This window comes from Peptostreptococcus sp. D1 (genome assembly GCF_900112955.1).
Lineage (GTDB): Bacteria > Bacillota > Clostridia > Peptostreptococcales > Peptostreptococcaceae > Peptostreptococcus.
On record NZ_FONP01000001.1, the window covers coordinates 107,335 to 132,631 of the forward strand.

Annotated in this window: 27 protein-coding genes and 1 other annotated feature (1 of these 28 cut by a window edge); of the genes, 3 read left to right on the top strand and 24 right to left on the bottom strand. The window is 32.9% G+C overall.

Annotated elements, in window-relative coordinates:
• Positions 1-173, bottom strand: a binding site (T-box leader); it reaches 39 nt to the left of the window's first position.
• 126 nt (positions 174-299) lie between these two features.
• The 20 genes from BM120_RS00500 to BM120_RS00595 form a co-directional block, all read right to left on the bottom strand.
• On the bottom strand, positions 300-953 hold the full coding sequence (locus BM120_RS00500; RefSeq protein ID WP_091992541.1) for a DivIVA domain-containing protein: 654 nt from the start codon (positions 951-953) through the stop codon (positions 300-302).
• A 26-nt stretch (positions 954-979) separates the two neighbouring features.
• On the bottom strand, positions 980-1,765 hold the full coding sequence (locus BM120_RS00505; protein ID WP_091992542.1) for a YlmH family RNA-binding protein: 786 nt from the start codon (positions 1,763-1,765) through the stop codon (positions 980-982).
• A 13-nt stretch (positions 1,766-1,778) separates the two neighbouring features.
• The gene (locus BM120_RS00510) at positions 1,779-2,036 is read right to left on the bottom strand and encodes a YggT family protein (RefSeq protein ID WP_091992543.1); all 258 of its coding nucleotides are present in this window, start codon (positions 2,034-2,036) and stop codon (positions 1,779-1,781) included.
• A gap of 27 nt (positions 2,037-2,063) precedes the next feature.
• Positions 2,064-2,552: a cell division protein SepF gene (locus tag BM120_RS00515; protein WP_091992544.1), complete on the bottom strand. Its 489-nt coding sequence runs from the start codon at positions 2,550-2,552 to the stop codon at positions 2,064-2,066.
• Positions 2,553-2,608: 56 nt separating this feature from the next.
• Entirely contained in the window at positions 2,609-3,307 is a 699-nt protein-coding gene (locus tag BM120_RS00520) for a YggS family pyridoxal phosphate-dependent enzyme (RefSeq protein WP_091992545.1), read from the bottom strand.
• A 159-nt stretch (positions 3,308-3,466) separates the two neighbouring features.
• Complete coding sequence (locus tag BM120_RS00525) at positions 3,467-4,477, bottom strand: NAD(P)H-dependent glycerol-3-phosphate dehydrogenase (RefSeq protein WP_091992546.1); 1,011 nt, start codon at positions 4,475-4,477, stop codon at positions 3,467-3,469.
• Between the two features lie 34 nt (positions 4,478-4,511).
• Positions 4,512-5,147: a glycerol-3-phosphate 1-O-acyltransferase PlsY gene (gene plsY / locus BM120_RS00530; RefSeq protein ID WP_091992547.1), complete on the bottom strand. Its 636-nt coding sequence runs from the start codon at positions 5,145-5,147 to the stop codon at positions 4,512-4,514.
• A 15-nt stretch (positions 5,148-5,162) separates the two neighbouring features.
• The gene (der, locus tag BM120_RS00535; RefSeq protein WP_091992548.1) at positions 5,163-6,488 is read right to left on the bottom strand and encodes a ribosome biogenesis GTPase Der; all 1,326 of its coding nucleotides are present in this window, start codon (positions 6,486-6,488) and stop codon (positions 5,163-5,165) included.
• A gap of 2 nt (positions 6,489-6,490) precedes the next feature.
• Positions 6,491-7,270 carry a peptidoglycan editing factor PgeF gene (gene pgeF, locus BM120_RS00540; RefSeq protein ID WP_091992549.1) on the bottom strand — a complete coding sequence of 260 codons (780 nt, stop codon included), beginning with the start codon at positions 7,268-7,270 and terminating at the stop codon, positions 6,491-6,493.
• Entirely contained in the window at positions 7,260-7,730 is a 471-nt protein-coding gene (gene nrdR, locus BM120_RS00545) for a transcriptional regulator NrdR (protein WP_091992550.1), read from the bottom strand. The genes pgeF and nrdR overlap by 11 nt, the downstream gene beginning before the upstream one ends.
• Positions 7,731-7,805: 75 nt before the next feature.
• Positions 7,806-8,966, bottom strand: a complete 1,161-nt coding sequence (gene ftsZ, locus BM120_RS00550; RefSeq protein WP_091992551.1) for a cell division protein FtsZ — start codon at positions 8,964-8,966, stop codon at positions 7,806-7,808.
• Between the two features lie 145 nt (positions 8,967-9,111).
• Positions 9,112-10,227 carry an undecaprenyldiphospho-muramoylpentapeptide beta-N-acetylglucosaminyltransferase gene (murG, locus tag BM120_RS00555; RefSeq protein ID WP_091992552.1) on the bottom strand — a complete coding sequence of 372 codons (1,116 nt, stop codon included), beginning with the start codon at positions 10,225-10,227 and terminating at the stop codon, positions 9,112-9,114.
• 1 nt (position 10,228) lies between these two features.
• Positions 10,229-11,605, bottom strand: coding sequence for a UDP-N-acetylmuramoyl-L-alanine--D-glutamate ligase (murD, locus tag BM120_RS00560; protein ID WP_091992553.1), 1,377 nt, complete (start codon positions 11,603-11,605; stop codon positions 10,229-10,231).
• Positions 11,606-11,822: 217 nt separating this feature from the next.
• Positions 11,823-12,788 (bottom strand): phospho-N-acetylmuramoyl-pentapeptide-transferase, encoded by a 966-nt coding sequence (gene mraY / locus BM120_RS00565; RefSeq protein ID WP_091992554.1) that lies wholly within the window; start codon positions 12,786-12,788, stop codon positions 11,823-11,825.
• Positions 12,781-14,199, bottom strand: coding sequence for a UDP-N-acetylmuramoyl-tripeptide--D-alanyl-D-alanine ligase (locus BM120_RS00570; protein ID WP_091992555.1), 1,419 nt, complete (start codon positions 14,197-14,199; stop codon positions 12,781-12,783). The genes mraY and BM120_RS00570 overlap by 8 nt, the downstream gene beginning before the upstream one ends.
• A gap of 58 nt (positions 14,200-14,257) precedes the next feature.
• Positions 14,258-15,193: a 16S rRNA (cytosine(1402)-N(4))-methyltransferase RsmH gene (gene rsmH, locus BM120_RS00575; protein WP_091992556.1), complete on the bottom strand. Its 936-nt coding sequence runs from the start codon at positions 15,191-15,193 to the stop codon at positions 14,258-14,260.
• Entirely contained in the window at positions 15,183-15,920 is a 738-nt protein-coding gene (lgt, locus tag BM120_RS00580; RefSeq protein WP_091992557.1) for a prolipoprotein diacylglyceryl transferase, read from the bottom strand. The genes rsmH and lgt overlap by 11 nt, the downstream gene beginning before the upstream one ends.
• 32 nt (positions 15,921-15,952) lie before the next feature.
• On the bottom strand, positions 15,953-17,248 hold the full coding sequence (yfmH, locus tag BM120_RS00585) for an EF-P 5-aminopentanol modification-associated protein YfmH (protein WP_091992558.1): 1,296 nt from the start codon (positions 17,246-17,248) through the stop codon (positions 15,953-15,955).
• Positions 17,249-17,272: 24 nt separating this feature from the next.
• Entirely contained in the window at positions 17,273-18,532 is a 1,260-nt protein-coding gene (gene yfmF / locus BM120_RS00590) for an EF-P 5-aminopentanol modification-associated protein YfmF (RefSeq protein WP_091992559.1), read from the bottom strand.
• A 20-nt stretch (positions 18,533-18,552) separates the two neighbouring features.
• Positions 18,553-19,005 carry a leucine-rich repeat domain-containing protein gene (locus tag BM120_RS00595; RefSeq protein ID WP_091992560.1) on the bottom strand — a complete coding sequence of 151 codons (453 nt, stop codon included), beginning with the start codon at positions 19,003-19,005 and terminating at the stop codon, positions 18,553-18,555.
• Positions 19,006-19,563: 558 nt separating this feature from the next.
• On the opposite strand from BM120_RS00595, the gene BM120_RS11010 reads away from it, so the two are divergent.
• Both BM120_RS11010 and BM120_RS11015 read left to right on the top strand, forming a co-directional pair.
• Entirely contained in the window at positions 19,564-20,139 is a 576-nt protein-coding gene (locus BM120_RS11010; protein WP_242941513.1) for a cell wall-binding repeat-containing protein, read from the top strand.
• An 81-nt stretch (positions 20,140-20,220) separates the two neighbouring features.
• Positions 20,221-20,847, top strand: coding sequence for a cell wall-binding repeat-containing protein (locus BM120_RS11015; protein ID WP_242941532.1), 627 nt, complete (start codon positions 20,221-20,223; stop codon positions 20,845-20,847).
• 612 nt (positions 20,848-21,459) lie between these two features.
• Here BM120_RS11015 and BM120_RS00605 read toward each other — a convergent pair.
• The 4 genes from BM120_RS00605 to BM120_RS00620 all read right to left on the bottom strand — a co-directional run bounded on the left by BM120_RS00605 (position 21,460) and on the right by BM120_RS00620 (position 24,617).
• The gene (locus BM120_RS00605) at positions 21,460-21,849 is read right to left on the bottom strand and encodes a hypothetical protein (RefSeq protein WP_143076497.1); all 390 of its coding nucleotides are present in this window, start codon (positions 21,847-21,849) and stop codon (positions 21,460-21,462) included.
• Positions 21,850-21,856: 7 nt separating this feature from the next.
• On the bottom strand, positions 21,857-22,555 hold the full coding sequence (locus BM120_RS00610) for a YdjY domain-containing protein (RefSeq protein WP_091992562.1): 699 nt from the start codon (positions 22,553-22,555) through the stop codon (positions 21,857-21,859).
• 108 nt (positions 22,556-22,663) lie between these two features.
• Positions 22,664-23,407 carry an ABC transporter ATP-binding protein gene (locus tag BM120_RS00615; protein ID WP_091992563.1) on the bottom strand — a complete coding sequence of 248 codons (744 nt, stop codon included), beginning with the start codon at positions 23,405-23,407 and terminating at the stop codon, positions 22,664-22,666.
• The gene (locus BM120_RS00620) at positions 23,400-24,617 is read right to left on the bottom strand and encodes an ABC transporter permease (RefSeq protein ID WP_091992564.1); all 1,218 of its coding nucleotides are present in this window, start codon (positions 24,615-24,617) and stop codon (positions 23,400-23,402) included. Before BM120_RS00620 ends, BM120_RS00615 begins: the two co-directional genes overlap by 8 nt.
• 161 nt (positions 24,618-24,778) lie before the next feature.
• Between BM120_RS00620 and BM120_RS00625 the strand changes: the two genes are divergently transcribed.
• A complete protein-coding gene (locus BM120_RS00625) occupies positions 24,779-25,168 on the top strand; it encodes a DUF4418 family protein (protein ID WP_091992565.1) in 390 nt (129 codons plus the stop codon).
• The last annotated feature ends 129 nt before the right edge of the window (positions 25,169-25,297 follow it).

A 25,297-nucleotide genomic window follows, 5' to 3' on the forward strand; every position in this document is an offset into this window, starting at 1 on the left:
TATAAATAATATAGGCTCTCTTCAGTCCATATCGGAACTACCCGGTCGGCTTACTATTATTTTCAGCCTTCTGCTCGGAAGTGATATTCTCATATTTCATCATTTATCGGCTCACACCATACCCGACTCGCTCGAAACTATAAATATGATACTGTCTTCGTCATCGCTTTTTCTTTTGTTAGATAATATTGTATTGCAATAAATTAAAATCGTCAAGTATTTTTGATAAAATTTTTCTAAAATTTTCAAAAAATTTTAAAAATACACAAAAATTATAACTTGACGACAAATGAATTATTCTACTTTATGTTGAAAATATCTTCAGGTGAACCTGTCATGCTAGGCACATCATCATCATCTTGCTCCATAACTAATGTCGATTCACTAGAAACATTATTAATTTCCTCTTTTTCCTGAACATCTTCCAAAACTTCCATTCTCATAGTTCCAGTCGCTTCAAAAGTAACAGGTGTAGTAGCTCTGTTAAAGCTGTCTCCATCGATTTCTATATCACTAAAAATATCATCTACATTTTTGATTTCATCCTGCAACAACGACTTGAATTTTATTCTAAAAACTTTGAACTCTTTTACCAAAGCTTCATATTCATTTCTTATTTCAACTACCTTATTATTCGCCTTGTCAATCATCTGCTTTGACTGCAGCTCAGCTTCTTGAACTATTATTCTTGCCTTCTTATTCGCTGCATTCGTAGTATCTTCAGCTGCACTCTGAGCTGTTATAAGAGTTTCCTTTAAAGTATCTTCAATACTTGAATACTTGCTCAGCTGATCCATATACATGGCAAGCTTTTCTTTCAAAGCATCATTCTCTTTAAGTATAACTTCATAGCTCTCTTTTACCTCATCAAGAAATTCATCTACTTCTGTTTCATTATATCCCCTAAAGCCTTTCTTAAATTCTTTTGTTTCTAAAATATCGGGTGTTATCATATATACCACTTCCTAACTATAAAAATTTACAAATACTTGCTAATTGATAATCTAAATTTTCCTTTTTTTGAAATTCCACCAAGCTCTTTAATCAAAAACTTTCCGTACCCCCTCACAGATACGATTGAGTTCTCCTCGACCTGAAACGACGGCTGAGTAATCTTCTCATAGTTTACCTGAATCCATTCAGAATTGACTAATTTAATAGACTCACTCCTCGAAAGGTTATATGCAGAAGCAACAATGCTATCAATTCTCAGCGAAGAAACTGAAATTGAACTCTCTTTGTAATTTTGCTGAGGAGCTTCAACTAATTCCCTATGTATCTCTCTAACATCAACGTTGGATTTTTTTACTTTTTTAAAGTTGTATAATAAAAAATCACAAATTTCTTCATCAACAACAATTTGACAATATTTTTCATGTACTAAAATATCACCTATTTTTTCTCGCCTTATCCCCAAGCTCAATAAAGCTCCCATATAGTCTCTATGATTTGCAGATCCAAATTTGTCGTTATTTTTTATCTCTAAAAAGCGCAACCCTGCACCAACATCATCTATATCGCAATAATAAGGAAAAATGTGAATAATAGCTCTTTCACAACCAGAGTAACCACCGTCTACAATATATTTCAAATCAGGCTCGGAATTAATTATAGACACTGCAGTCTTCACTTCAAAAGGATTCAGAAAGTCTGTGTTTTTAGGTATGTGCTTTTTCGAAACCAAGCTACACAAATCGACGATATTATACATCTTAAGCTTTAGGTCCTCATCTCTGATAAAAGATGTTACTTTTTGTTTATCCATAATTATCACTTATCTATAGAAACATATACACTAATCTAGATATTATCATTAGAACGATTATCACGACCATTGGAGTAAAATCTAGTGGTCCTGTCATAAATCGTCCAAATATTTTCCTCACTGGAATTTCAATAGGACTGGTAAAATCGTCTAATATTCTGTAAAACCTACTATCCTGTGTTCCCGGAAACCAAGATAATATTGATTTCGCAATAACTACCCAAATTATTATATCAATAAGTTTTATAAGTGCTATCTTTAAGACTTCCATATTATTTGTCCCCTATCTACTCGCAACTTACTTCTGCCAAGGAAATGTCGCCTTACTTTCCAATTCTGTTTTCATGTTTGAATCAACATCTACATTTTTTGGTGCCAAAATAAAAATTGACTTATTTACTCTTTGAATGTTTCCATCTAATACATAGACAGCACCATTCATAAAATTAAAAATAGATTTTTTTGTTTCTGATTGTGTCATTTTTTCCAAGTTTACGATAACAGTCTTTTTCATTTTTAAATGATCAGCTATAACAGCAGCATCATCATAAAGCTTAGGTTCGACGATGACAACCTTCATCTGATTGTGACCATGATACTCTGATATCGAGCTCGCAGAAACAGATGAATACGAACTATCTACTGATTCATCATAATCATCATACCCATCATCATACTCTTCGTACTCATCATATCCATCATCATAGGCTTCATATTCTTCCGTATTATCATCATCGATAATCATCCAATTTTTCAGTTTTCCCATTCTATCCTTAAAACCTGCCATAATTTACCTCCCAGCAATTAATCTCTAAATTTAAATTGTATTATTTATGAATAACTCTAATATTTTCTATCTCCAAAAATCATCGATCCAACTCTAACGATTGTCGCACCTTCTTCGATAGCTATCTCAAAATCATTGCTCATTCCCATGGACAGCTCTCTCATTTCGACATTTTCAAAATCGAGAGCTAAAATATCTTGTGATAGCTTTTTCAGCTCAGAAAAAACCGCTCTAATCTCAGCTTCTGATGAATCAAATGGTGCCATCGTCATAAGACCAACTATCTTTATTCTATGATATTTTTCAGAACAGCTTCTAATAAAATCTATTGCCTCTTCTTTTGGTAAGCCATGCTTTGACTCTTCTCCGGAAATATTGACTTGAACCAGACACTCTATTTCCCTATCAATAGCAGATGCCCTCTTTTCAATTTCTTCAGCCAACGCAAATCTATCCAATGAATGAATCAAATCCACCTTATCAATAATATATTTAACTTTGTTGGTCTGTAAGCTTCCTATCTGATGCCATTTAACTATCGGTCCAATTTCATCAAATTTTCTTGTTAACTCTTGAGGCTTATTCTCACCCACAGCTACTATCCCCATAGATATAGCCTCATTGATGATATCAGTATCAACAGTTTTTGTCACAGCTAGTAGTAAGACTTCATTTGAAGCTCTGCCTACTCTCTTTGAAGCATTTTCAATTTTTGATTTAACATTCTCTATATTATCAAATAAATTGCTATTCATCCAATCACCACACAATAGTTTATTAATATTTTATACTTTCTTCAAAAATGAAAATAAGCATAAACTCACATATATAATATTATAACAAAAACTTCTATTCTTGTATCTATTATTTTGAAAAATAATTCATATATCAGAGTTTTTTATTGAATTTTAGGGCTAAAGCTTGAAAATAAATTCATTTTCGTGCTTTTTTGACCTTGTCATCAATTCCGTAACTCCTGTTTTCGGATCAATTTCTCCATTTAATACACGATAAATGCATTCAGTTATCGGCATCTCGATATTGAGCTGCCTTGCCTTTTTAAAAACTGCTCTCGTCGCTGTTATACCTTCAACGACCATATTGATTTTTTCCTCAGTATCTTCAACAGTTAAGCCTTCGCCTATCAGTATACCAGCTCTCCTGTTTCTAGAATGCATACTCGTACAGGTAACAATTAAATCACCTATGCCAGCAAGACCTGAAAATGTAGATAAATCGGCACCTAGAGCCACGCCAAATCTACTTATTTCGGTAAGCCCTCTCGTCATCAAAGCCGCCTTGGAATTATCTCCAAACTCTATACCATCCAGTATCCCTGCTCCAAAAGCGATAATATTTTTTGTCGCCCCTGCCAGCTCAACTCCAATCAAGTCATCATTAGTATAAACCCTAAAAAACTCATTCATAAAATAATCCTGAACTCTCTGTGATATTTCGAGTTCATCTGCAGCTACGACTACGGCAGTCGGAATATTCCTTGATACTTCCTCTGCGTGAGAGGGACCGGATAACATACAATATTTGTTATTTGGCATTTCCTCCAAACAAATTTCAGAAATTCTCTTTCCTGTCTTTGATTCAATTCCCTTTGCCACATTTACAATTATTTGGTCTCGAGCAATGTCACCACAAATTTTTTTACATATCTCTCTAATTTTTTGAGAAGGCACTGCCAAAACTATTAATTTTGCATCTTTTATGGCATCAAAAATATTCGTTGTGGATTTGATCTTTTTACCTAATACTATTCCATCCAGGTATTTTTCATTCGTATGTCTTATATTAATTTCGTCACACTGCTCTTCTCTTCTAGTCCATAAGCAGACATCATATCCATTCTTTTCTAAAACCATCGACAAAGCAGTCCCCCAGCTGCCTGCTCCAAGAACACAAACTTTTCTCATTTCAGTACATCTCCTTCTATAAATTTAGCAGATTTTATAACTTACCACTCTCAGTGTTTTTTTTCTTAAAACCTAACCCAGCTTTAGGTTCTGTGCCGTTTATCAATCTTAGTAGATTTGATTTATGTCTATATACTACCATTGCTGAAAGAATTAAGCAAACCCATAGTCCACTCAAATCCTTTACAGTAAGCATCAAAATTGGAAATAGCATTATTGCCAACATTGACGACAACGAAACATATTTTGTTGTAAACAACGAGATGAAAAAGAACAAACCACTTGCAACAGTCTGTAATGGTGCAATCACTAGCATAGCCCCATACGTCGTTGCAACACCCTTCCCACCTTTAAGCTTTAAAAATATCGGCCAATCATGTCCACAAACCACGGAAATTGCGGCGATATATCTCGCTAAATTAGCATCAAAATTAAATCTATTAGCAAGGTATGCTGAAATTAGCACAGCAATTGCTCCCTTCAAAAAATCACCTATAAAAGTTAAGATTCCGGCTCTTTTACCAAACACTCTAAATGCATTTGTAGTTCCAGGATTTTTTGATCCCATAGTTCTTATATCTGTATTAAAAACAAGCCTACTGATAAAGTAGGAGCTAGAAATATTACCCAACAAATACGATATTACTATAAAAGAAATATAGCCAATCATAGTTAATCCTCCTACCTATCTGCTTTTTTGTTTATATTCGATCTTTATAGATGTTCCTTCAAACCCAAAATTTTCTCTTAATCTATTTTCTAAATATCTTGTATATGAAAAATGTGTCAATTCTATATCGTTGATAAATAGCGTAAATGTTGGAGGCTTGATACCTGTTTGTGTACCATAGTATATCTTCAGCCTTCTACCTTTATCAGACGGCGGTTGATTTAACATTACCGCTTCACCAATTACTTCATTTAGCACAGAAGTAGTAACTCTTCTATTTTGCTCATAAGAAACCTCCACGACTGTTTCAAGTATCTTCTTAATCCTCTGATTTGTTACAGCAGAAACAAATACAATTGGAGCATAACTCATGAATGGAAATTTTTCACGAATACTCATTTTGAAGTTACCCATAGTTTTATTATCTTTTTCTATTAGATCCCATTTGTTGACTACAAAAACACAGCCCTTACCTTCATCGTGCGCAATACCTGCAATTTTTGTATCCTGCTCAGTAACACCTTCAGTTGCATCTATTACAATAAGAACAACATCCGCCCTATCAACTGCACTCATAGATCTTATTACAGAAAATCTTTCCACATTTTCGTATACTTTGCTTTTTCTTCTTATACCAGCTGTATCTATCAAAAGAAATTTATTGCCCCCACTTTCAAAGTATGTATCTATCGCATCTCTAGTCGTTCCAGCTATCGGTGACACGATGACTCTGTCTTCACCTAAAATATTGTTTAATATCGAGCTCTTTCCAGCATTTGGTTTTCCTGTTATAGCAACTCTTATTATATCTTCATCATATTCCGTATTTACACCTTCTGGGAAATTTAGCACAACTTCATCTAACAAATCGCCTAGTCCCATACTATTTGCACCAGAAATTGCAAAAGGAGTACCCAGCCCCAATTCGTAAAAATCATAGATGTTATCAAACTGACTCATAGAATCAATCTTATTTACTACTAATATAACTGGTTTGTTTGTTTTTCTTAAAATTTCAGCTACTTCCTTATCGGCAGCAGTCAGTCCTCCTTTTCCATCAACAATAAATAGAATAACATGTGCCATGTCAATCGCCAGCAATGCCTGATTTCTCATCTGTGATATTATTACATCATCAGATTCTGGCTCAATACCACCAGTGTCGATAATTGTAAAGTACTTATTAAGCCATTCAACCTCTCCAAAAATCCTGTCCCTTGTAACACCTGGAGTATCTTCAACGATAGATATTTTCTTCCCAGTAAGCCTATTAAATATAGTAGACTTCCCAACATTAGGTCTTCCAACAACAGCCACTATTGCTCTATTTTCATTATTCAATTTTACACTTCCTCTCTAATTTCAACAATTGTACCGATTCTCTTAGATGTCCTTGAATCTTTTCTGTAGGAGTAAAAATCGTCATCCAAAGCAGTACAAATATTTGCTTCAAGAATATTTTCAGGATTAACTCCTCTGTTGATCAACAGCAATTTGTTTACCTGAACCAAATTCAAATAGTAAACTCCATCGATTTCGGAATAGAATTTGTTACCCTCATCTACATTAATTCCATTTTCTTCAAGCATCAATGAAAATTTTTCTATCAATTCGTAACCAACATTATAAGAGCCTTCACTTATACATGGTCCAATTATAACCTTCAAACTTGAAGCCTTTGAATTATAATTATTTACCATTTCATCAATGGTTTTAACAGCTATATTTCCATAGGATCCTCTCCAGCCTGCATGAGCTATTCCAACAGAATTTTTCTCATCGATGATTACAACAGGTGCACAGTCTGCCGTAAATACAACCAAGGGAACATTCCTCAAATCTGTTATCAATGCATCTGCATCTTTTATTTCAGAAATATTTGACTCATCTATTTTTCGTATTATTGAAGAATGAATTTGATTATTATAAGTCAGCTTTTCGAAGTTAAAGCCCAGCTCGTCACAAACTATTTTCATATCAGCATCATTTTTCGCATCGTATTTTCTCTTGGTAATTGCCACTGAAACTCCATCTATATATGAGTACAGATATTTTGAACTGTCATATTCTCCTGATGAGAATAGATCTAAAAACCCACACTTAATTATACTACTACTTTTCATCGTCACGACTTCTTTCCTTTAGGATGTTTTCCAACTCGTTTACAAATGTATTTAAATCCTTGAACTGTCTATATACAGATGCAAATCTGACATATGCGACTTCATCAACATCTTTCAATCTATCCATAACCATTTCACCTATCTTCGTCGTTTCAATCTCATCAATACATTTTTTATTGATTTCTGATTCGATTTCATCGACAATTGCATCGATCTTAGAAACTGGAACTGGTCGTTTTTCACAAGACCTTATAAGTCCATATTTAATTTTATCTCTATCAAATGACTCTCTACTTCCATCTTTTTTTATAACCATAACAGGTATCAGCTCTATCTTTTCATATGTAGTAAATCTCTTTCTACACTTTTCACATTCCCTTCTTCTTCTTATTGAAGTTGCATCTATATGTCTTGAGTCTAATACCTTTGATTCTTTACATTCACAAAACGGACAAAGCATAAATTCATCTCCTTCCAAAATCACCGAACAAAATAGGCTCAACTAATGTTGAGCCTATTTTGTTTATATAGATATTTATTTCTTTCTTCTTAAAAAAGTCGGAATAACCATATCGTCATCTCCAGCAGTGACATTGTCGTCAAAGCTGTTGGCAAAAGTTTCTTCTGCAGGAGCTACTGTCTCAACCTTAGGAGTATCACTAACTCTTGGAATTTCATTATATTTCGGAGTAGAAGAAACCGGCTGTCTTCTCAACTGCGGAGTATTAAAAAAATCATCCGATGCATCCTGTAGCCCCGTTGCAACAACTGTTATTACAATTTCATCTCCAAAATCATCCCTAGTTGCAGCACCGAAAATAATCATAGCATCTGGATCACATTTCTGCCTAATAATATCAGTAGCTTCACTTACCTCTAACAAGCCAAGATCGCTTCCACCAGTTACATTGATAAGCACTCCCTTAGCACCATCTATTGTAGTTTCAAGTAATGGAGACTCAATAGCCTGTTTAGCAGCAACAATTGCTCTGTCTTCCCCAGAAGCAGTACCCATACCCATATGAGCTAATCCCTGATCTTTCATCACAGCCTCAACATCTGCAAAGTCAAGATTTATTAATGCAGCCTCTGAAATTAGTCCTGAAATAGACTGTATACCTTGCTTTAGTATATCATCCGCCTTTGATAAAGCGTCTGTTATAGAAGTTCTCTTTTCTATTATCTGAAGGATTTTATCATTTGGTATTGTTATCAAAGTATCAACGTTCTTTTTTAACTCTGCAATTCCTTCTTCGGCTTTATTCATTCTAACTCTACCTTCAAAAGAAAATGGCTTAGTCACAACAGCAACAGTCAAAGCTCCTGCATTCTTTGCAATTTGAGCAATAACTGGAGCTGCGCCAGTACCTGTTCCACCACCCATTCCGGCAGTGATAAACACCATATCTGCACCTTCAATCGCTTTTGAAATTTCATCAGCAGACTCCTCTGCTGCTTTTTTACCTTTTTCTGGATTCGCACCAGCACCCAAACCCTTTGTCAATTTAGTTCCAATTTGTAATGTATTTTCCGCCTTAGAATTATCTAAAGCTTGTTTGTCGGTATTTACTGCTATGTATTCAACTCCTCTTACACCAGAGCTAATCATGACATTTACAGCATTATTTCCTCCGCCTCCAACTCCAATTACCTTAATATTGGCAGAGTTTGTACTTTCCTCTACAAAGTTTAACATTTTTAAACCTCCATTCGCACTAATATATATAATCAAAAAGTCTATTATCAATTTTACTCAACAATCACTAATATACTCTTTTCAAAAAATAATATTCTATCTATTCTATAATATCCTAAAAAACACACTTATTGCAAGGTATTTTTTATTTTTTTTGCAAGAAAATGCATTCTTTTTGAATTTTTTTGTATATTAAGTCAATTGCATCTCTTTTTCCGAATAATTTACTCGCTTCTGACATTTTTTTCAGCTTTTCATCATCACCCAGCAATTCAAATATTTCCTTATCAAGCCTATCTGCATTTAGCTCTGATTCAGTTATACAGATCCCTCCTCCAGCATTTTCCAGACTCCTCGCATTGTATTCCTGGTGATTTTCTGCCGTATATGCTTTAGGAACTATTATAGCTGGAGCTCCAACTGCTGTCATTTCAGCCATAGAAATTGCACCAGCACTACCTATCACAATGTCACAGGCAGCCAGATTGTTTGCCATATCATCAAGATAAGGAACTATTTTTTGGTAAGATTTATAATCAATATCCTTATGTTCAGCTACAAATTTATCGTAATATGTTTTTCCAGTGGCAATTGTAAAGGCAATATCTCTTTCAACTAGCTTGGTTATCGTATTTTTCAATGCATCATTGATTTCCTCAGAGCCTCCGCTACCTCCAGCTACAAGCAACATCTTTTTATCAGATGGAATCCCTAATATTTTTCTAGATTCATCTTTCCTTGCAGTTAGAATCTCTCCTCTAACAGGATTTCCAGTGATAAATAATTTATCTTGAGCTTCCTTTGGAAATCTTTTATGAGAATCCTCGAAACTCGTCAACACAAAATCAACATTTTTGGATAGCATTTTATTTGTTAAACCTGGAAAAGAGTTCTGCTCGTGAATACAGGTTTTTATACCCATTTTGCTGGCTTTTAATACTATTGAACCACTTACATAGCCACCTGTTCCTATTACCAAATCTGGTTTAAAATCCTTTATTATTTTCTTTGAATCTGTCAAAGATTTCAAAAACATAAATACTCTCTTCACATTTTCAAAGTCTATCTTTCTCTTGAAGCCTTTGACTTCAATAAATTTAATATCGTAACCGTATTTCGGAATGATTTCTGATTCTATTCCCATCTTTGTACCTACAAAAATTATCTCTGAATCAGGGTGTTCCTCCTTGATTTTATTTGCAATTGCAATCGCTGGATAAACATGTCCACCAGTTCCGCCTCCAGATAAAATTATCTTCATCTTAGTACCCTCTCAATTTTCTAACACATTCTTTAAAGTCATTCCCGCGTTCCTCATAATTGTTGTACATTCCCCAGCTAGCACAAGCCGGAGATAGAAGTACTACATCCTTTTCGTTTGCTATTTCAATTGATTTCTCAACAGCTTCTTTTATTGTAGATACTCTGATAACCTCTTTTATCCCATGATTTCTCGCCGTAGTCTCAATCAGCTCTGCGGTTTGCCCCAAGACAAGAACACTTCTCACATTTGTTTTTGCAATTTCAAACAATTTATTAAAATCGCTATTTTTGTCATACCCACCTGCAATCAAAATTATTGGAGCTTTGTATGATTGAACAGCCTTGATAGTAGAATCAGGGTTAGTTCCCTTTGAATCATTTACAAAATCAATACCCTTGATTGTATCAACATATTCTAGCCTATGTTCAACAGCCTTAAATTTTTTTAGTACATCTATGATTACACCCTTTTCTATTCCAATTGCCAAGGACATACAAATCACAGACATACAATTTTCAACATTATGTCCACCTGGTAGACTTAATTCTTCTACTTTCATAAAATATTTTTCGCACCCATCCTCTGAGAATATTATTTCATTTTTCTCATTTAAGAATACGCCATTTTCAACTCTATTTTTTCTAGAGAAAAACATAATTTTTGAATTGTTGTCAGTAGCCATTTTTTTCGTGATGGAATCGTCATAATTGAGAACACAAATTTCATTTTTTGTTTGATTTTCAAATATTCTTGCCTTTGCACTTGCGTAATTTTCCATCGTATGGTGTCTATTCAAATGATCTTCAGTGAGATTTAAAACAGTAGAAACCACCGGCTTAAATTTTTCAATACTCTCCAACTGGAAGCTTGATAACTCGGTCACTAGATAAGCTCCTTTACCAGCATTCTTTACTGCTTCAATAGCTGGATTCCCTATGTTTCCAACAACATATGTTTCCTTGCCTGCAGCCTTACATACTTCGCCCATAATTGAAGTTGTCGTTGTCTTGCCATTTGTTCCAGTAATGCCGACAAAAGAAATACCTTTTGTCAATCCAACATTATACGCCAGCTCAATTTCACTTATTATTTTCTTTCCATTTTCCTTTGATTTAACCAAGAAATCCAACTCCAAGGGAACTCCTGGAGATACAACGATAAAATCTACATCTCTTATTTCGTCATAATTTGCATTCCTTCCTATAATAAACTCAATGTTTGAAAGCTTTTTTAAATCTTCTATTGTATCTGCTAACATCTCCTGAGACTTTGAATCACATACTATTACTTTTGCTCCGCATTCCAATAAATACCTGGCTGAAGCAAGTCCCGATTTGGCCAAACCAACTACCAATACTTTGTTTTCTCCAAACAATTATTTCACCTCTATTTCAATTTATAAGTAAAATTCATTCAAAATTTACATATTAATTATATCATAAATACTAATTAATTTAAATCTTTCTTATATTATTAAAAATCTCATCAAATAATATCATAACAAAAAAACAAACCACATTCATATTATACTTACAAATGTGGTTTGCTTTACAAGCTTTTAATAGTTAAAACTATGTCTATGATTATTTTTTCTAAAACATCGCAACAATACCAATCCAAGCCAGTATAATTGCAACAATCCAAAACACAAAGACAACCTTTGTTTCTGGCCATCCTGACTGTTCATAATGATGGTGTAGAGGTGCCATTTTAAAAATTCTCTTCTTCGTTCTCTTGTAATATCCAACCTGAATCATCACTGATAGTGCCTCAGCAAAGTAAATACCTCCGACTATTGGAATGACAAGCACTGTATCCGTAAAAAGAGCAAAAGCAGCAACAGCACCACCCAGTGCCATTGAACCAGTATCACCCATAAAAATTTTTGCGGGATTAACATTAAAGCATAAAAAACCAACACAGGCGCCCAAAGTAGCTGCTCCCATTTGGGAAATTTCAAAATTATTTGCGACTACTGATGCAAATAAAATAAAAAACACAGAAACCACAGCCGTTATACCACTAGCCAATCCATCAAGACCGTCAGTCAAATTCACAGCATTTACTGTACCTATAATCGCCACCATTACTATCGGAATATACATTATACCGATATTGATTCCAGTATTTAAGAAAGGTACAATAAATTGAATCTCATCAGCGATAGTTACATATCTATAATAAGCCAACACAAATGATAGAACAACCTGTAATACAATTTTCTGTTTTGGAGTTAGACCCAATGATCTTTTTCGTTTAATAATTATGAAATCATCAAGAAAACCTATCAAGCCAAAACCAAGCATACACAATAATGCCATCAAAATCTCATTACCAAATCCAACTCTAATCAAGCTAACAAGAAGTATTGAAATAATAATCATCAATCCACCCATTGTAGGAGTTCCATTTTTCTTTAAGTGTGATTGTGGTCCATCATCTCTAACAGTCTGTCCAAATTTAAACTTGTGCAAAACTGGTATAAGCATTGGACCCACAACAATTACAAGCAAAAATGACATAATAGATGTTACCGTCAAAGCCTTTAAACTAATCATCTATTCCCTCCTTTAAATACTCTACAATTTCTTCAAATCTCATCCCTCTTGATGCCTTTACAAGAATAACATCATCTTTTTCCAATATAGTCCTTAGCTCTTCAAACAATTCCAGCTTTGATTCGAAATGGTATACATTGCTAAGATCAAAGCCCTTTTCCTTTGCTTCAATTCCAATAAACTGAGATTTATCACCAATTGTAATCACAATATCTGCCTTTCCAATTGCCTCTAAGCCAATTTTTCTATGACCAAGCTCTGCAAAATCCCCCATTTCAAGGCAATCTCCAAGAATTGCTACTCTTCTTTTATCATCATACATTGACAATACTCTCAAAGAAGCTATCATGGAATCTGGACTGGCATTGTATACATCGTTGATTATAGTAAAGTCATCAGTATTTAATATATCCTGTCTGTCCTTCGTTGGAATAAAATTCTTAAATCCATCTCTAATTTCATCAACGCTCATACCCATATTTATACCGACAAGAATAGCAGAAAGAGCATTGTATATATTGTGCTCTCCAACAGTCGGAATAGTGAATTCCACACCATCCTTAATACCCTCAATTTTTGCAATAAATGTTGTGGCTTTATTTTCTAGCACCCTATATTCTTTCAGATAAATCGTATTCGTTGGCAGTTTTCCAAAAGACTGAACCTCAAATTTATATTTATTTTTGTCGAGTTTGCTGTCTCTATATATATTTGACAAAAACTCATCATCACCGTTTACTATTAAAATAGATTCTTCATCAAAATAGTTTGATATCTCCATTTTAGCTTTAAAAATACCCTCTTGCGATCCGAGACTCTGAATATGAGATAGACCAATATTTGATATTACTGCTATTTGTGGTCTGGTGATCTCCGCCAAGTAATCTATTTCACCAAAGCCACACATTCCCATTTCAATAACCGCTGCTTCATGCTCAGCATTTATATTGAATATAGTCAGTGGTACACCAAATTGATTGTTAAAGTTTTTTTCATTCTTTATTGAACAGTATTTATTCGAAACCACAGAATAAACAAAGTCTCTTGTAGTTGTTTTTCCAACACTTCCAGTAACACCTATAACTCTTACATCAAATTTACTCAAATAATATTTTGATATTTTTCCAAGAGCAAGCTCAGTGTTTTCCACCGAAATAATATTGGAGTCTTTTAATACTTTTTCAGGTATATTTTTCACAGAACTTATTAGAAATGTTCTACAACCATTTGCATATGCTGATTCAACAAAACAATGTCCATCAAGTGCTTCGCCAATAATGGCAACGAACATTGATTTTTCCCCTGCATCTCTACTATCGATAACTATATTATCCATGGTGTCAGCTTCACATTGTGATATTAAATTTCCGGCGGTGGAATCGACTATCTCCGCTACAGTTAAACTCTTCATTCTTTCCTCCTAAAATTTATGGCTCCCCACAATTTTTCCAAATTATATAATAACAGCTTTACAATTTTTCCGCTACCCTTAATTTCGCACTTCTCGATCTTGGATTAATCTCAACCTCATAGTCAGAAGGGAGTATTGGTTTTTTTGTTATTATTTCTATCTCCCTTTTTTTATTACAAACACAAAATGGCAAATCAGGTGAACATATACAATCCTGATATAAATATTTGAATTGATTTTTCACAATCCTATCCTCCAAAGAATGAAATGTAATAATACACATTCTTCCTCCATTACGCAATAATGAAACTGCATCCTCAATAAGAGTGTTTATAGCTCCCAATTCATTGTTTACCTCTATTCTTATAGCTTGAAATGTCCTCTTAGCAGGATGAGGTCCATTTTGTCTGGCTTTCTGAGGAATTGCTTTTTTAATTATTTCAACTAATTCATAGGTAGTATCAATATTTTTTTCCTTCCTGTAGTCCACAATAAATTTTGCAATTCTTTTAGACCAGTTTTCCTCACCATAAGCTCTAATTATTCGGTGCAAATTCTCCTCAGAGTATTCATTGACAATATTCCATGCCGAAATTGAATTTCTATCGTCCATCCTCATATCCAATGGTGCATCATTCATATATGAAAAGCCTCTAATAGGCTCATCAAGCTGATGAGATGATACTCCCAAATCTGCTAAAACACCATCAATTTCAAAAATATCTATCTTTGCCAATTCATCCTTAATATTCTCGAAATTACTGTGAACCAATATTACCTTATCGCCAAACTCAGCCAATCGCTCTCTCGCCACGTTTATGGCATTTATATCTTGGTCAAAGCATATCAGCTTACCACCTCCAGTAATTCTCTTTGCAATTTCTCTACTATGACCTGCTCCTCCCATCGTGCAGTCAACGTAAACTCCATCTGTCTTTATTTTTAAGTTTTCGATACATTCGTCCAATAATACAGAAACATGATTAAATTCCATCTTTGCCTCTTTTCTTTAAAATCAAGTGAACAATAAATCCACAAACAATTCCAAGTAAGCTTATTACCTGAGCCACTCTAAGTGGTCCGAGCATCAATGAATCGGTCCTCAATCCTTCAATAAAGAAACGCCCCAAGGAATATATAACTAAATAATATGCAAGCAATTGTCCATCGTATTCCTTGTTTTTCCTCTTATAAAATATCAATGCAAATACCATAACATTCCATATTGATTCATATAAAAAAGTAGGATGAACTTTTTGACCCTCTACTATTATTCCCCATGGTAGATCTGTTGGACCACCATATGCCTCTTGATTAATAAAATTCCCCCATCTGCCTATTGCTTGAGCAATTGGTAATCCCAATATTATGACATCAGAAAATTTAAGGAAATTTATTTTTTTATGCCTCGCATACAAAAACGTGATAATTATCCCCACGATAATACCACCATGAATGGCTAGACCGCCACCTCTTGTATTAATTATCTGAGATAAATCTTGAGAGTATAAATCCCAGTTGAATATAACATAGTACAGCCTCGCACCTACAATCGAAAGCGGAAGTAAGAGAATTGAAAGATCAACTACACTATTCTCATCAAAACCGACTCTCTTCGCCTCTCTAGATGATATTACTATAGCCAATATCATACCAATAGCAATCAATATCCCATACCACATGACATCTATTCCAAAAATCGAAAAAGCAACTCTATTCAAAAAAATTCCCCCTCACTTCACCTAATAGCATATTATTCGCCATCTTCCTTTTGTTTTACGATTGAAATTACACTCTGCTCTTCAATAAAAAATTCATTTAAACGCCTTTCTATATCACTTTTTTGAACTCTGTTAAGAACGTCTAAGTAATCTAAAAGGTTAATGCCCTTAAACCTATATCTTAGAAAGCTATTAGCAATAAATGGTATGGAATCAAATGACTTCAAAAATCCTCCGATTTTTTTTCTTTTATTAAGCTCGAATTCTCTATCATCAATCCCATTTTCTCTTAAATCATCGATATATTCATCGATGATTTTCTTTACTTGATGAGGATCCTTTGAAGCTCCAGTGACCACAGCATATGAATAATCAATATTTGACGTATAACCACCATTTATATTACCGATTATCAAACCACTATTATATAGATTTTCATGAAGCTGTGCACTTTCAGAAAAAATAATGTCAAAAAGTATATCAGTAACAACCTCTCTAAACAACGATTCATCAGGTGATACTATTTTGCTTGAATCCTTGTATCCAAAATAAAACATCGGCAAAGAGACAGTAAATTCCTGTTCTATAATTTTTTTATTTATCTCCTGTGGCTCTTCATCCATAAATCTCGTTATATCTTTTGAAAAAACAGCTTCAACATTATTGGATTTTTTTACAGCCTTGATTATTTCTTCAAAATCCAGATCACCTACTACAAATAATTTCATATTGGCAGGATTGTAGAATGTATTATAACATTTATATAGCTCGTCAGGAGTTATTTTATAAATACTTTCAACACTTCCAGCGATATCAATATTAGTATGATGCTTCGAATACATAGCCTTTAGACAGTTGAAGTAAACATTCCATTCTGGATCATCCTCATACATCTTTATTTCCTGAGCAATAATTCCTTTTTCTTTCTCGACATTTTCATCAGTATAATATGGAGTTTGAACATAGCTAATCAAATGCTCCAAAGACTCATAAAAATTTTCAGTTGCCGAAAAAAGATATGCCGTCATATTGAAGCTTGTAAATGCATTTGCACTGGCTCCAAGCTCTGAAAATTTATCAAAGGCATTTTTACCATCTGGTTGTTCAAACATCTTGTGTTCCAGAAAATGGGCTATGCCTTCATTCACTCTCACTCTACCTCCATCTTCTATTGAAATAAAGTCCAAGTCATTTGATCCGAAATTAACACCTAATATTGCGTATTTGCTTTCGAATCCCTTCTTTGGCAGATAATATACTTCCAATCCATTTTCTAATACCTCAGAAAACAGCTCTTCATTAATGCTATCGTTATATATTTTTTCCATATAACCTCCAATCTATATCTATCTCTATTTTAGAAAATACACAGTGTCTTTCCTTATTTTATTCATGATCTTTACAATATCTTCTCTACTTGTATTTTCCACAAAATAAATTATTTCATTCAAATCAAGATTTGTCTGACTAATAAATTGATTACAGAAAAATTCGCTTTCTCCTGAAATCGAATCACAAGACGATTTTAAGGAATTGATAATACTCTTTTTTGCATTATCCATTTCCATATCTGTAAACTCACCCATGCAAACTGCTTCAAATTCTCTATCTATTAATTCGAGTGCTTTCTCGTAGTTATCCGCATCTATCCCTGAATTAACTATCATCAATCCCTTTGATTTTTCGATGCTTGAGGATACATAGTAGCAGATGCTTTCTTTTTCTCTCACATTGTTAAATAGCTTGGAATGTGGACCTCCTCCAAAAATGCTATTTCCTACTATCAAACTATAATACTCTTTGAAATTCTTGTAATCGACTCGTGTTCTATACCCAATCACAAGCTTTCCTTGATTAGTTCCCAAATCTTCAGAAATATACCTAACCTTTTTCGGTATTATATCAAATTTTTCTCTGTTTATGTTGACAACATTTGCTCTCTGAAAATTAAAGGTATTCTCAACAATTTTTTTAGTGCGATCTAGATCAATATCACCTTCAACCGTAACTAGTATTTTTGATGTCGATATCAAGCTTTTGTATGTATCATACAAATCCTTTGAAGTTATTGCATCCAAATCATCAATATAACCACTTCTCTCAATCGAATATGGTTCACCGTCACACATATTCTCTATGCATTTAATCAAAGCATATGTTTTTTTATCATTAATTTTTGATTGAATTTCATCTACTAGATTCATCTTTTCAAGCTCTAACATGTCTGGATTTATCCCACCATCAATAATTAACGGATTAAATACAATCTCATTGATAAATTCGATCACATCGTTCAAAATCGGCTTGTCCAAATATCTATCTGATATACTTAGAAATTTAAAATATGAAAGAGATTTTTCTCCTATTTTATAAACTCCGCTCGTCATAGACATCCCATATAATTCATCCATCCTCGTTGAGATTGCTTTCATACTCTTGTATTTCATACACCCGGAAGACATAATATTGGACAAAAGCGAAACCTGTGTAACATCATCTCTATTCAAATTTTTTATAAAATAAATAGAAATAATATTGGATTTGAATTTATTATTTTTTATAAGAGCAAGACTAATGCCTTCACCTAACTCATATGTGCTTAATTTTCTCATATTGTTACCTTTCCAGTTTTTTATTTTTTGACAAATCTTATATGTCTTAGAGGTAATTTATTTTCAATAGTATTTCCTCTAATATTGATACTATCTATATTCGGTATATCATTTAACGCCATTACATCAGTTATATCATTGTATGAAATATTTAAATATTCCAACCTTCTTAATTTTTCCAATGGCCAAATATCTGAAATTTTATTCTTATGAAAATCCAAAATTTCCAATTTTGAACAACTGCCAAGAGGTGATATATCCTCAATATTATTATTTGCTATATATAGAAGTCTAATATTCTTTGCATACTCAATACCACTCAAATCATCGATTTCCAAATCATTCAAATCAAGCAACTCAAATTTTTCCATCATTTCTGCTGTAACTTCATTTTCCATATAGAAAGGATCAATTTTTTCAACATAATTTTTTAATATTCCTTCTTTTAATTTGCCACTTTTAAATTCAATCATCTTTACACCTCATATTTATTTTAAATATTTTCTAACTGTTTACCTACAATATAAACCATAAAATAATCTTTGCCTCAAATAAGCTGTCTTTATTATTATACCACAAACTAAATAATATAAAAATATATGTTGATAATTTCAAAATTTGAAGATTTTATTAGGAAAGAGTTGTATAATATTTATAAATTGAAGATAAAAATTTAATATTATCTGGAGAAGAAAACTTCGAAACAATAAAAAATGTAAAAAAAAGCAGAGTAAATTTTACGTAATATTTTTTGAAAACGATTTTATAGCCCGTCAGCTTTTATTTAGGATATTTGATTTCAATGACTGACTTATGTTTATGCAAGCTGAGCTGTTAAATCAAGTGCAAATTTTTGAATGATATATTTATATTTATAAACTAAAATAATTGAAATTTGTATATGAGTCAAATGTATGTGTTATATATTATTTTAATCAGGAGGTAAAAAATGAAAAAATAAATGAAATAGAAAAAAATACAAAGTATCTAAGCAAGGATTTCTATATCCAGAAGATGGGTTTAGCTACGTCATGGAAGTTATATCTGAAAGCGATGAAAAACCTGTGCAAAATAGATATAACTTAAAGGTAAGAGAAGTAGATAAAAATGGTAACCCAATACAGTTTGTTCATTTTATAGAGGATTTAACTGCTGAAGAATTAAATGACAAAAGTATGGAAATACTAAAATCTATGGATAAAGAATATACAATCCTAAGTCAAGGTTTTTCGGACAGCGGAAAGGAACATATAATAAATGTTTTATTAAAAGCAAGTCAGGTAAAACCAATATCAGATGCATCATCAAAAGCATATACTGCAAGCAATTATGTAGTTAGAGTAAGTGGCGTAGATAGAATTGAAACTGCTATAGAAGTTTCTAAGAGGTATTATAATAAGTCTGATAAAGTAATAATAGTTGAATCCAATAATTTTCCGGATGCTATGACTTCATCTGTTATCGCAAAATTACTAAAAGCACCAATATTATTGGTAAATAGAGATAAATTGGATACAAAAGTAGCCTCAGAAATTCAAAAACTTGGAGTAAATCATTGTAGGCGGAAGGTCTTCTGTATCAGAAAATATTCAAAAGCAGTTATCTAATTTGACAAGGACAATATAGAGAGAATATCAGGTGAAGATAGATATGCTACATCATCAGAAGTTGCCAAGGTAGTAGCAGGAATAACTGGCAAATTGGGGAATGCAGTTATAGCATCAGGAGAAAACTTTCCAGATGCATTAACAGTTGGACCATTTGAAGCTGAAAAAGTATTTCCAATATTATTAGTTGATTCCAATAAACTACCTAAAGTAATAAAGGATACTATTTCAGAGCTTCAAATAAAGAAGGTAACTATAGCTGGTGGATATAATTCGGTAGCTAAAGCTCTTGAAGCTTCATTGCCAACAGTGTCAGAGAGACTGAGCAAATCATCAAGATATGAAACAGCTACTGAGATAGCCAGTAAAAAATTCTCCAAGTTTAATGAAATTTTTGTAGCTAATGGACAGCACTGGATGGACGCATTAGTTATTGGACCAGTAGCTGGAACTAATGGTACTCCGATTTTATTAACGCAAGCAAATTCTTTACCTAAATCACTTAAAGACTTTATATCTAAGACTAAAGTTGAAAAGATTTCAACTTTAGGTGGTAAGAGTATAGTAAGTGAAAAAATACTTAAGCTCACTATTATCAAGCTTTGTCTTTATTTATCTCACATATACCTCGAGCACCATTTGCTACACCTAATATCATTGCCATTAGTGATATTAATGTCATTTCAATTTTGCCTCCATACACAATAGTCTTAACAAAAACTATAGCGGCAAGCATACCAACTATTATTTGTAATATTGCTAGAGCATACCTCTGCTTATTCCTCATAGCCTATTCCTCTCCTAACTCTATTAAACTGATATTATTGTATTGTAATACTCATATTTTCGACAGGCTTTGCTTGTATAATCTTTTCATCCTTCTAGCTTCTCTAATTCTATTTCTCATTTTATTATTCGCTTCTAACTCTATTTGTTTATAATGTACCTTATCTAAAAGAATTTTTCAAGTATATATTGCATAATTTATTTTTAATTTTCGTCGGTTATTTTTGCTATTTTTCCCGTATGTCCATAAAGTTGGAATTAAAGCCTGTTTTTCGATTTTTCCATGATTGTGGAATTGATATGGTATAAAATTTTTAATAATATTTTATATCAAGGAGGATATCCTTTATGAAGTGCAAATCTTCTCGCTTTATCATAAAATAAAAATCACCCAAATATAGATTTAACTAATCTACACTTGAGTGATGGTATAATTGACATCATCGATGTTTTTCCAAAATATAATAACTCTCTTTATGTAAACAACTAATCAATTATTTTTTCTTACTATCAAAGCACTAATATACACCTATTTTATCGCTTCCGCATTTTACTAGCTATATAGGACACAAAAAACAAAGCATTGATAGAAAGCAGTATCAATAGTGTCGGTAATTTAATATTTTCAACGCCTATTTCTAAATAAAAAATCTCTTTTACATAATAAAAAAACAATTCAACTTTTCCAAGCAACATCGCTACTATTAACGTCAATATCTCAATAAGAAAGAACACCGCATACCTTATCTTCCTATAAAAAAATCCTATGACACCACCAAGCAAAGAAAATACAACAACTATCTGATTTAAATGTACTCTCATTTCCAGCCAAACACTAAGTGTGATAAGATAGTCCACCAATATGCCTAGAAAAAAACCACAGACAAGATAAAACAGTATTCCTCTAGCCTTCTCCAAATTCATCTTGATATTACTGAGCAAGTGCAAATGTCACTGCTACATATGTACCATCAGCTGGAAGTACCTCAGAATTTCCTGAAAAAGATGCTTCCATTCTCTTTTCAACTGATCCATAAGCATATGTATGATTTGAAACTATACCAACTGGACAGCTATCCAAGCATGCAAGACAGCCTGTATTCTTATCCTTTGCTCTTTCCTGGTTACCACCGAATCTCATATCTATTTTTTTGCCATTACTATCCTTTACAACTTCATTGATGTCATAATTTTTTTCAGTTGCATCCCATGTAACACTCACATTGATTTTATCACCTTCAACCTGAGTTTTTTCTGCATTTTCAGGATTCATATTGTTACCTGGTTTTGCACCGATTTCGATTAGACTGTTATAGAATGTGTTTTGATCTGCCATTGAAACAAGTATTGGCTTGTCTCCGAATTTCCCATCTTTAAAAACCAGGGCATGTCTAGTACCTTGATCGAAATATTTTCCATTTACCTTTGCCAAAACCGTAACTGTCTTCTTTTCCTTGTCAACCAAAATAGGCTTTTCTTCTGTTACACCAGCTTTTTCTACCTGGGCAGCTGTTGATTTCGTTTCTGAACTAGATTCAGCATTTTCTGTTTTATTTGCACAAGCCGTTAATGATAAGCCAACTACCAATGCAAGTCCTGTACTTAAAAATAATCTTTTTAAATTTTTCATGATTACCTCCAAAGATATTAATTTTCCTCTTATTATACACCAATTTTCTATCCATTTGACAATAATACGTTCTTATCTTGCAAGCTATAGATAAAAACAATTATTATATTAATGTCGATTGTTTTTATCTATAGTTATGAGATTTTTACCATTTTCTTTTCTTATCAATCTCAATCTTCCATTAGTTACTTCATATATCTCATCACAATAGCCTTCAGCTCTTTTATCATGACTCACCATTACGACTGTCGTACCGCAATTTGCCAGTCTTCTTATAAAATCAAGCACCCTATCAACCCATTTTGAATCGAGATCATTTGTAGGCTCATCAAGCAACAATATCGGTGAATTTTTCGCTACTGCCATAAGTATCATCGCCCTTCTTTTTTGACCGCCACTAAGCTTTCCTGGCAGAGTTTCCAAGTAATCTCTCATACCAAGGCTGTCTATCGCGTCTTCTAAATCAATTTCATTGACATTTTCATAGAAGCAAGAATTTCTTCTTTTGTTCTTTTTCCACAAGCATCTCATTAAATCGATATTTTCTCTAATCGTCAATGCTTCCAGCAGCACAGTTTCTTGAAAAACAAAGCTTACAAACACTTTTCTCAATAAATCAGAATTATCGTTAACCGAAACATTCCCAAAGATTGTAACTTCACCATCGCTCGGCTTTGAAAGCAATCCCATGATATTGAGCAAGGTTGATTTACCAACCCCCGATTCACCTGTAATTAAAATAAATCTCCCTTTATCAATAACAAAGTCTAAGTCTTGAAGCACACTTTTTACCTGATCTCCGAGCGAGAATTTTTTCGAAATACATTTTAGCGTAATAGCCTTATCAGTCATTTGTCATACCTCCGTTAGAAAAAATATCCTTTGGATCATTGTGGAGTAAAAAATAAATAGGAAGGCTTGAAATAACAGCACTAAATACCAACGATAATATCACACCGGCAATTCCATACTGAACAAACTCAATAACATCATAAGAATTTGATGGAATTATCATAAATGAACTCAGATATCTTATTATCGTGGAAGAAATTGAAATTGCAAATATACTACCCGCAGCTCCTCCAGCGCCAACAATCAAGATAATTTCAAATAAAATTTCAGCAATCAACTCTGTATTTTCAAACCCCATAGTTTTCAAAAAACCAATTTTTTTTTTTCTCTCACCAATCATCAAGCTAAACATGCCAAATAATGATGCCAATGATATAATGATAACTCCTATTGTAAAAAAAGCCAATAATTTTCCAAAACCATAAAACCTATCCTTCATATTTTGAGAACTAACAACAACTGAATATGCTCTTACTCCATCAATCGAATTTTCTATATCACTAGCAAATTTCTCAGCATCAATACCATTTTTTAGCCTGATAAATGACGCAGATATCAATCTATCTGTAGGTATTCCATGAAAATAGTTTTTATTTTCTATGTCATAATACTCTCTTGCCAAATATCTTGCTTCCTTCATAGAAACAAATATAGTATCATCTATGCTTGTTCCTGTTTTTTCTAACCTACCCTTAAACCTGTGATCCTTTCCCATTATCGATATTTCATCCTTATATTCCAGCTCGACATTTGCACCCAAAATCACATCCCTGTCATCAAGCTTTGGTATGATATTTGATTTCATCCATGGCTTCATAATAAAGTCACTTTTTTGATCAATCCCAACGACTCTGTATGATTTTTCAAAGGTGCAGCATGCAAATTCTGATAAGGTTTTAATAAAAAACTGGCTTGTTATATTTTCTATCTTGTCTATGGGAATATTTTTAAGTTTACTTTCTTCTAAATAAATCATTTTTGGAACTCCTGTAAACATTATTTCCTCTCCATCAGCTTCCACAGAATCTGGAACTATGACAACATCTGCACCCAACCGTCGTGAAGAAATATCCAAGGATGTTTTTATGGAAAAAAACACCGATATGACACTTACCAAAATGCACATTGAAACAGCGGAAACGACACCTAATAATATGTTTTTATTTCTTCTTCTCCAAACATTTAGAAATCCAAGCCTAAACAAATTCATTTTTTCACCTCTATTCCTCGACGTATACTTTCTTCAAGTTTTTGTTTTTTCTATATCATAAAATATTACTATTGTTTTTTTCAATACTTATAAAAAAATAACAAAAAAAACCTACTATATTATATAATAGTAGTAACAATTTTTTTACAGGAGAAAAGCATATGAAAAAGAAAATAAATCTCTTAGTTGCTCTTCTTAGCCTATTGATGATATTATTTGTTAGAATCATTACTCCAGTTTGTAATCACAGCAAATCTATGTCATCAATGCCTATGAAGTGTCACTATACGAGTATCAGTATAGTATTAATTTCCATAATACTTTTTGTAATATCAATAGAGTGCTGGAGAAAAGAAACTTCTCTCCCACTTACAATAATAGCTATCGGATTGATACTATTTATTATTCCATCAAATTCAATTATTGGAATATGTAATAACCATTCAATGGCATGTCATTCTACATCAATTTCAATAAGAGTGATTTCGTCTTTAATTGTTATTTCGGGCTCTTCGTTCTTTTTTATAAAGGATGGCAACAAAATAGTATAGTGTGACTAAAAATCATACTATTTAACTAAAAAACACACCCTTAATATAAATTTGATTAAATAAAAGCTTGATAAATAGAGTATCTCTATTACCAAGCTTTTATTTTTTTATAAATTTTCTTTGGCTCGT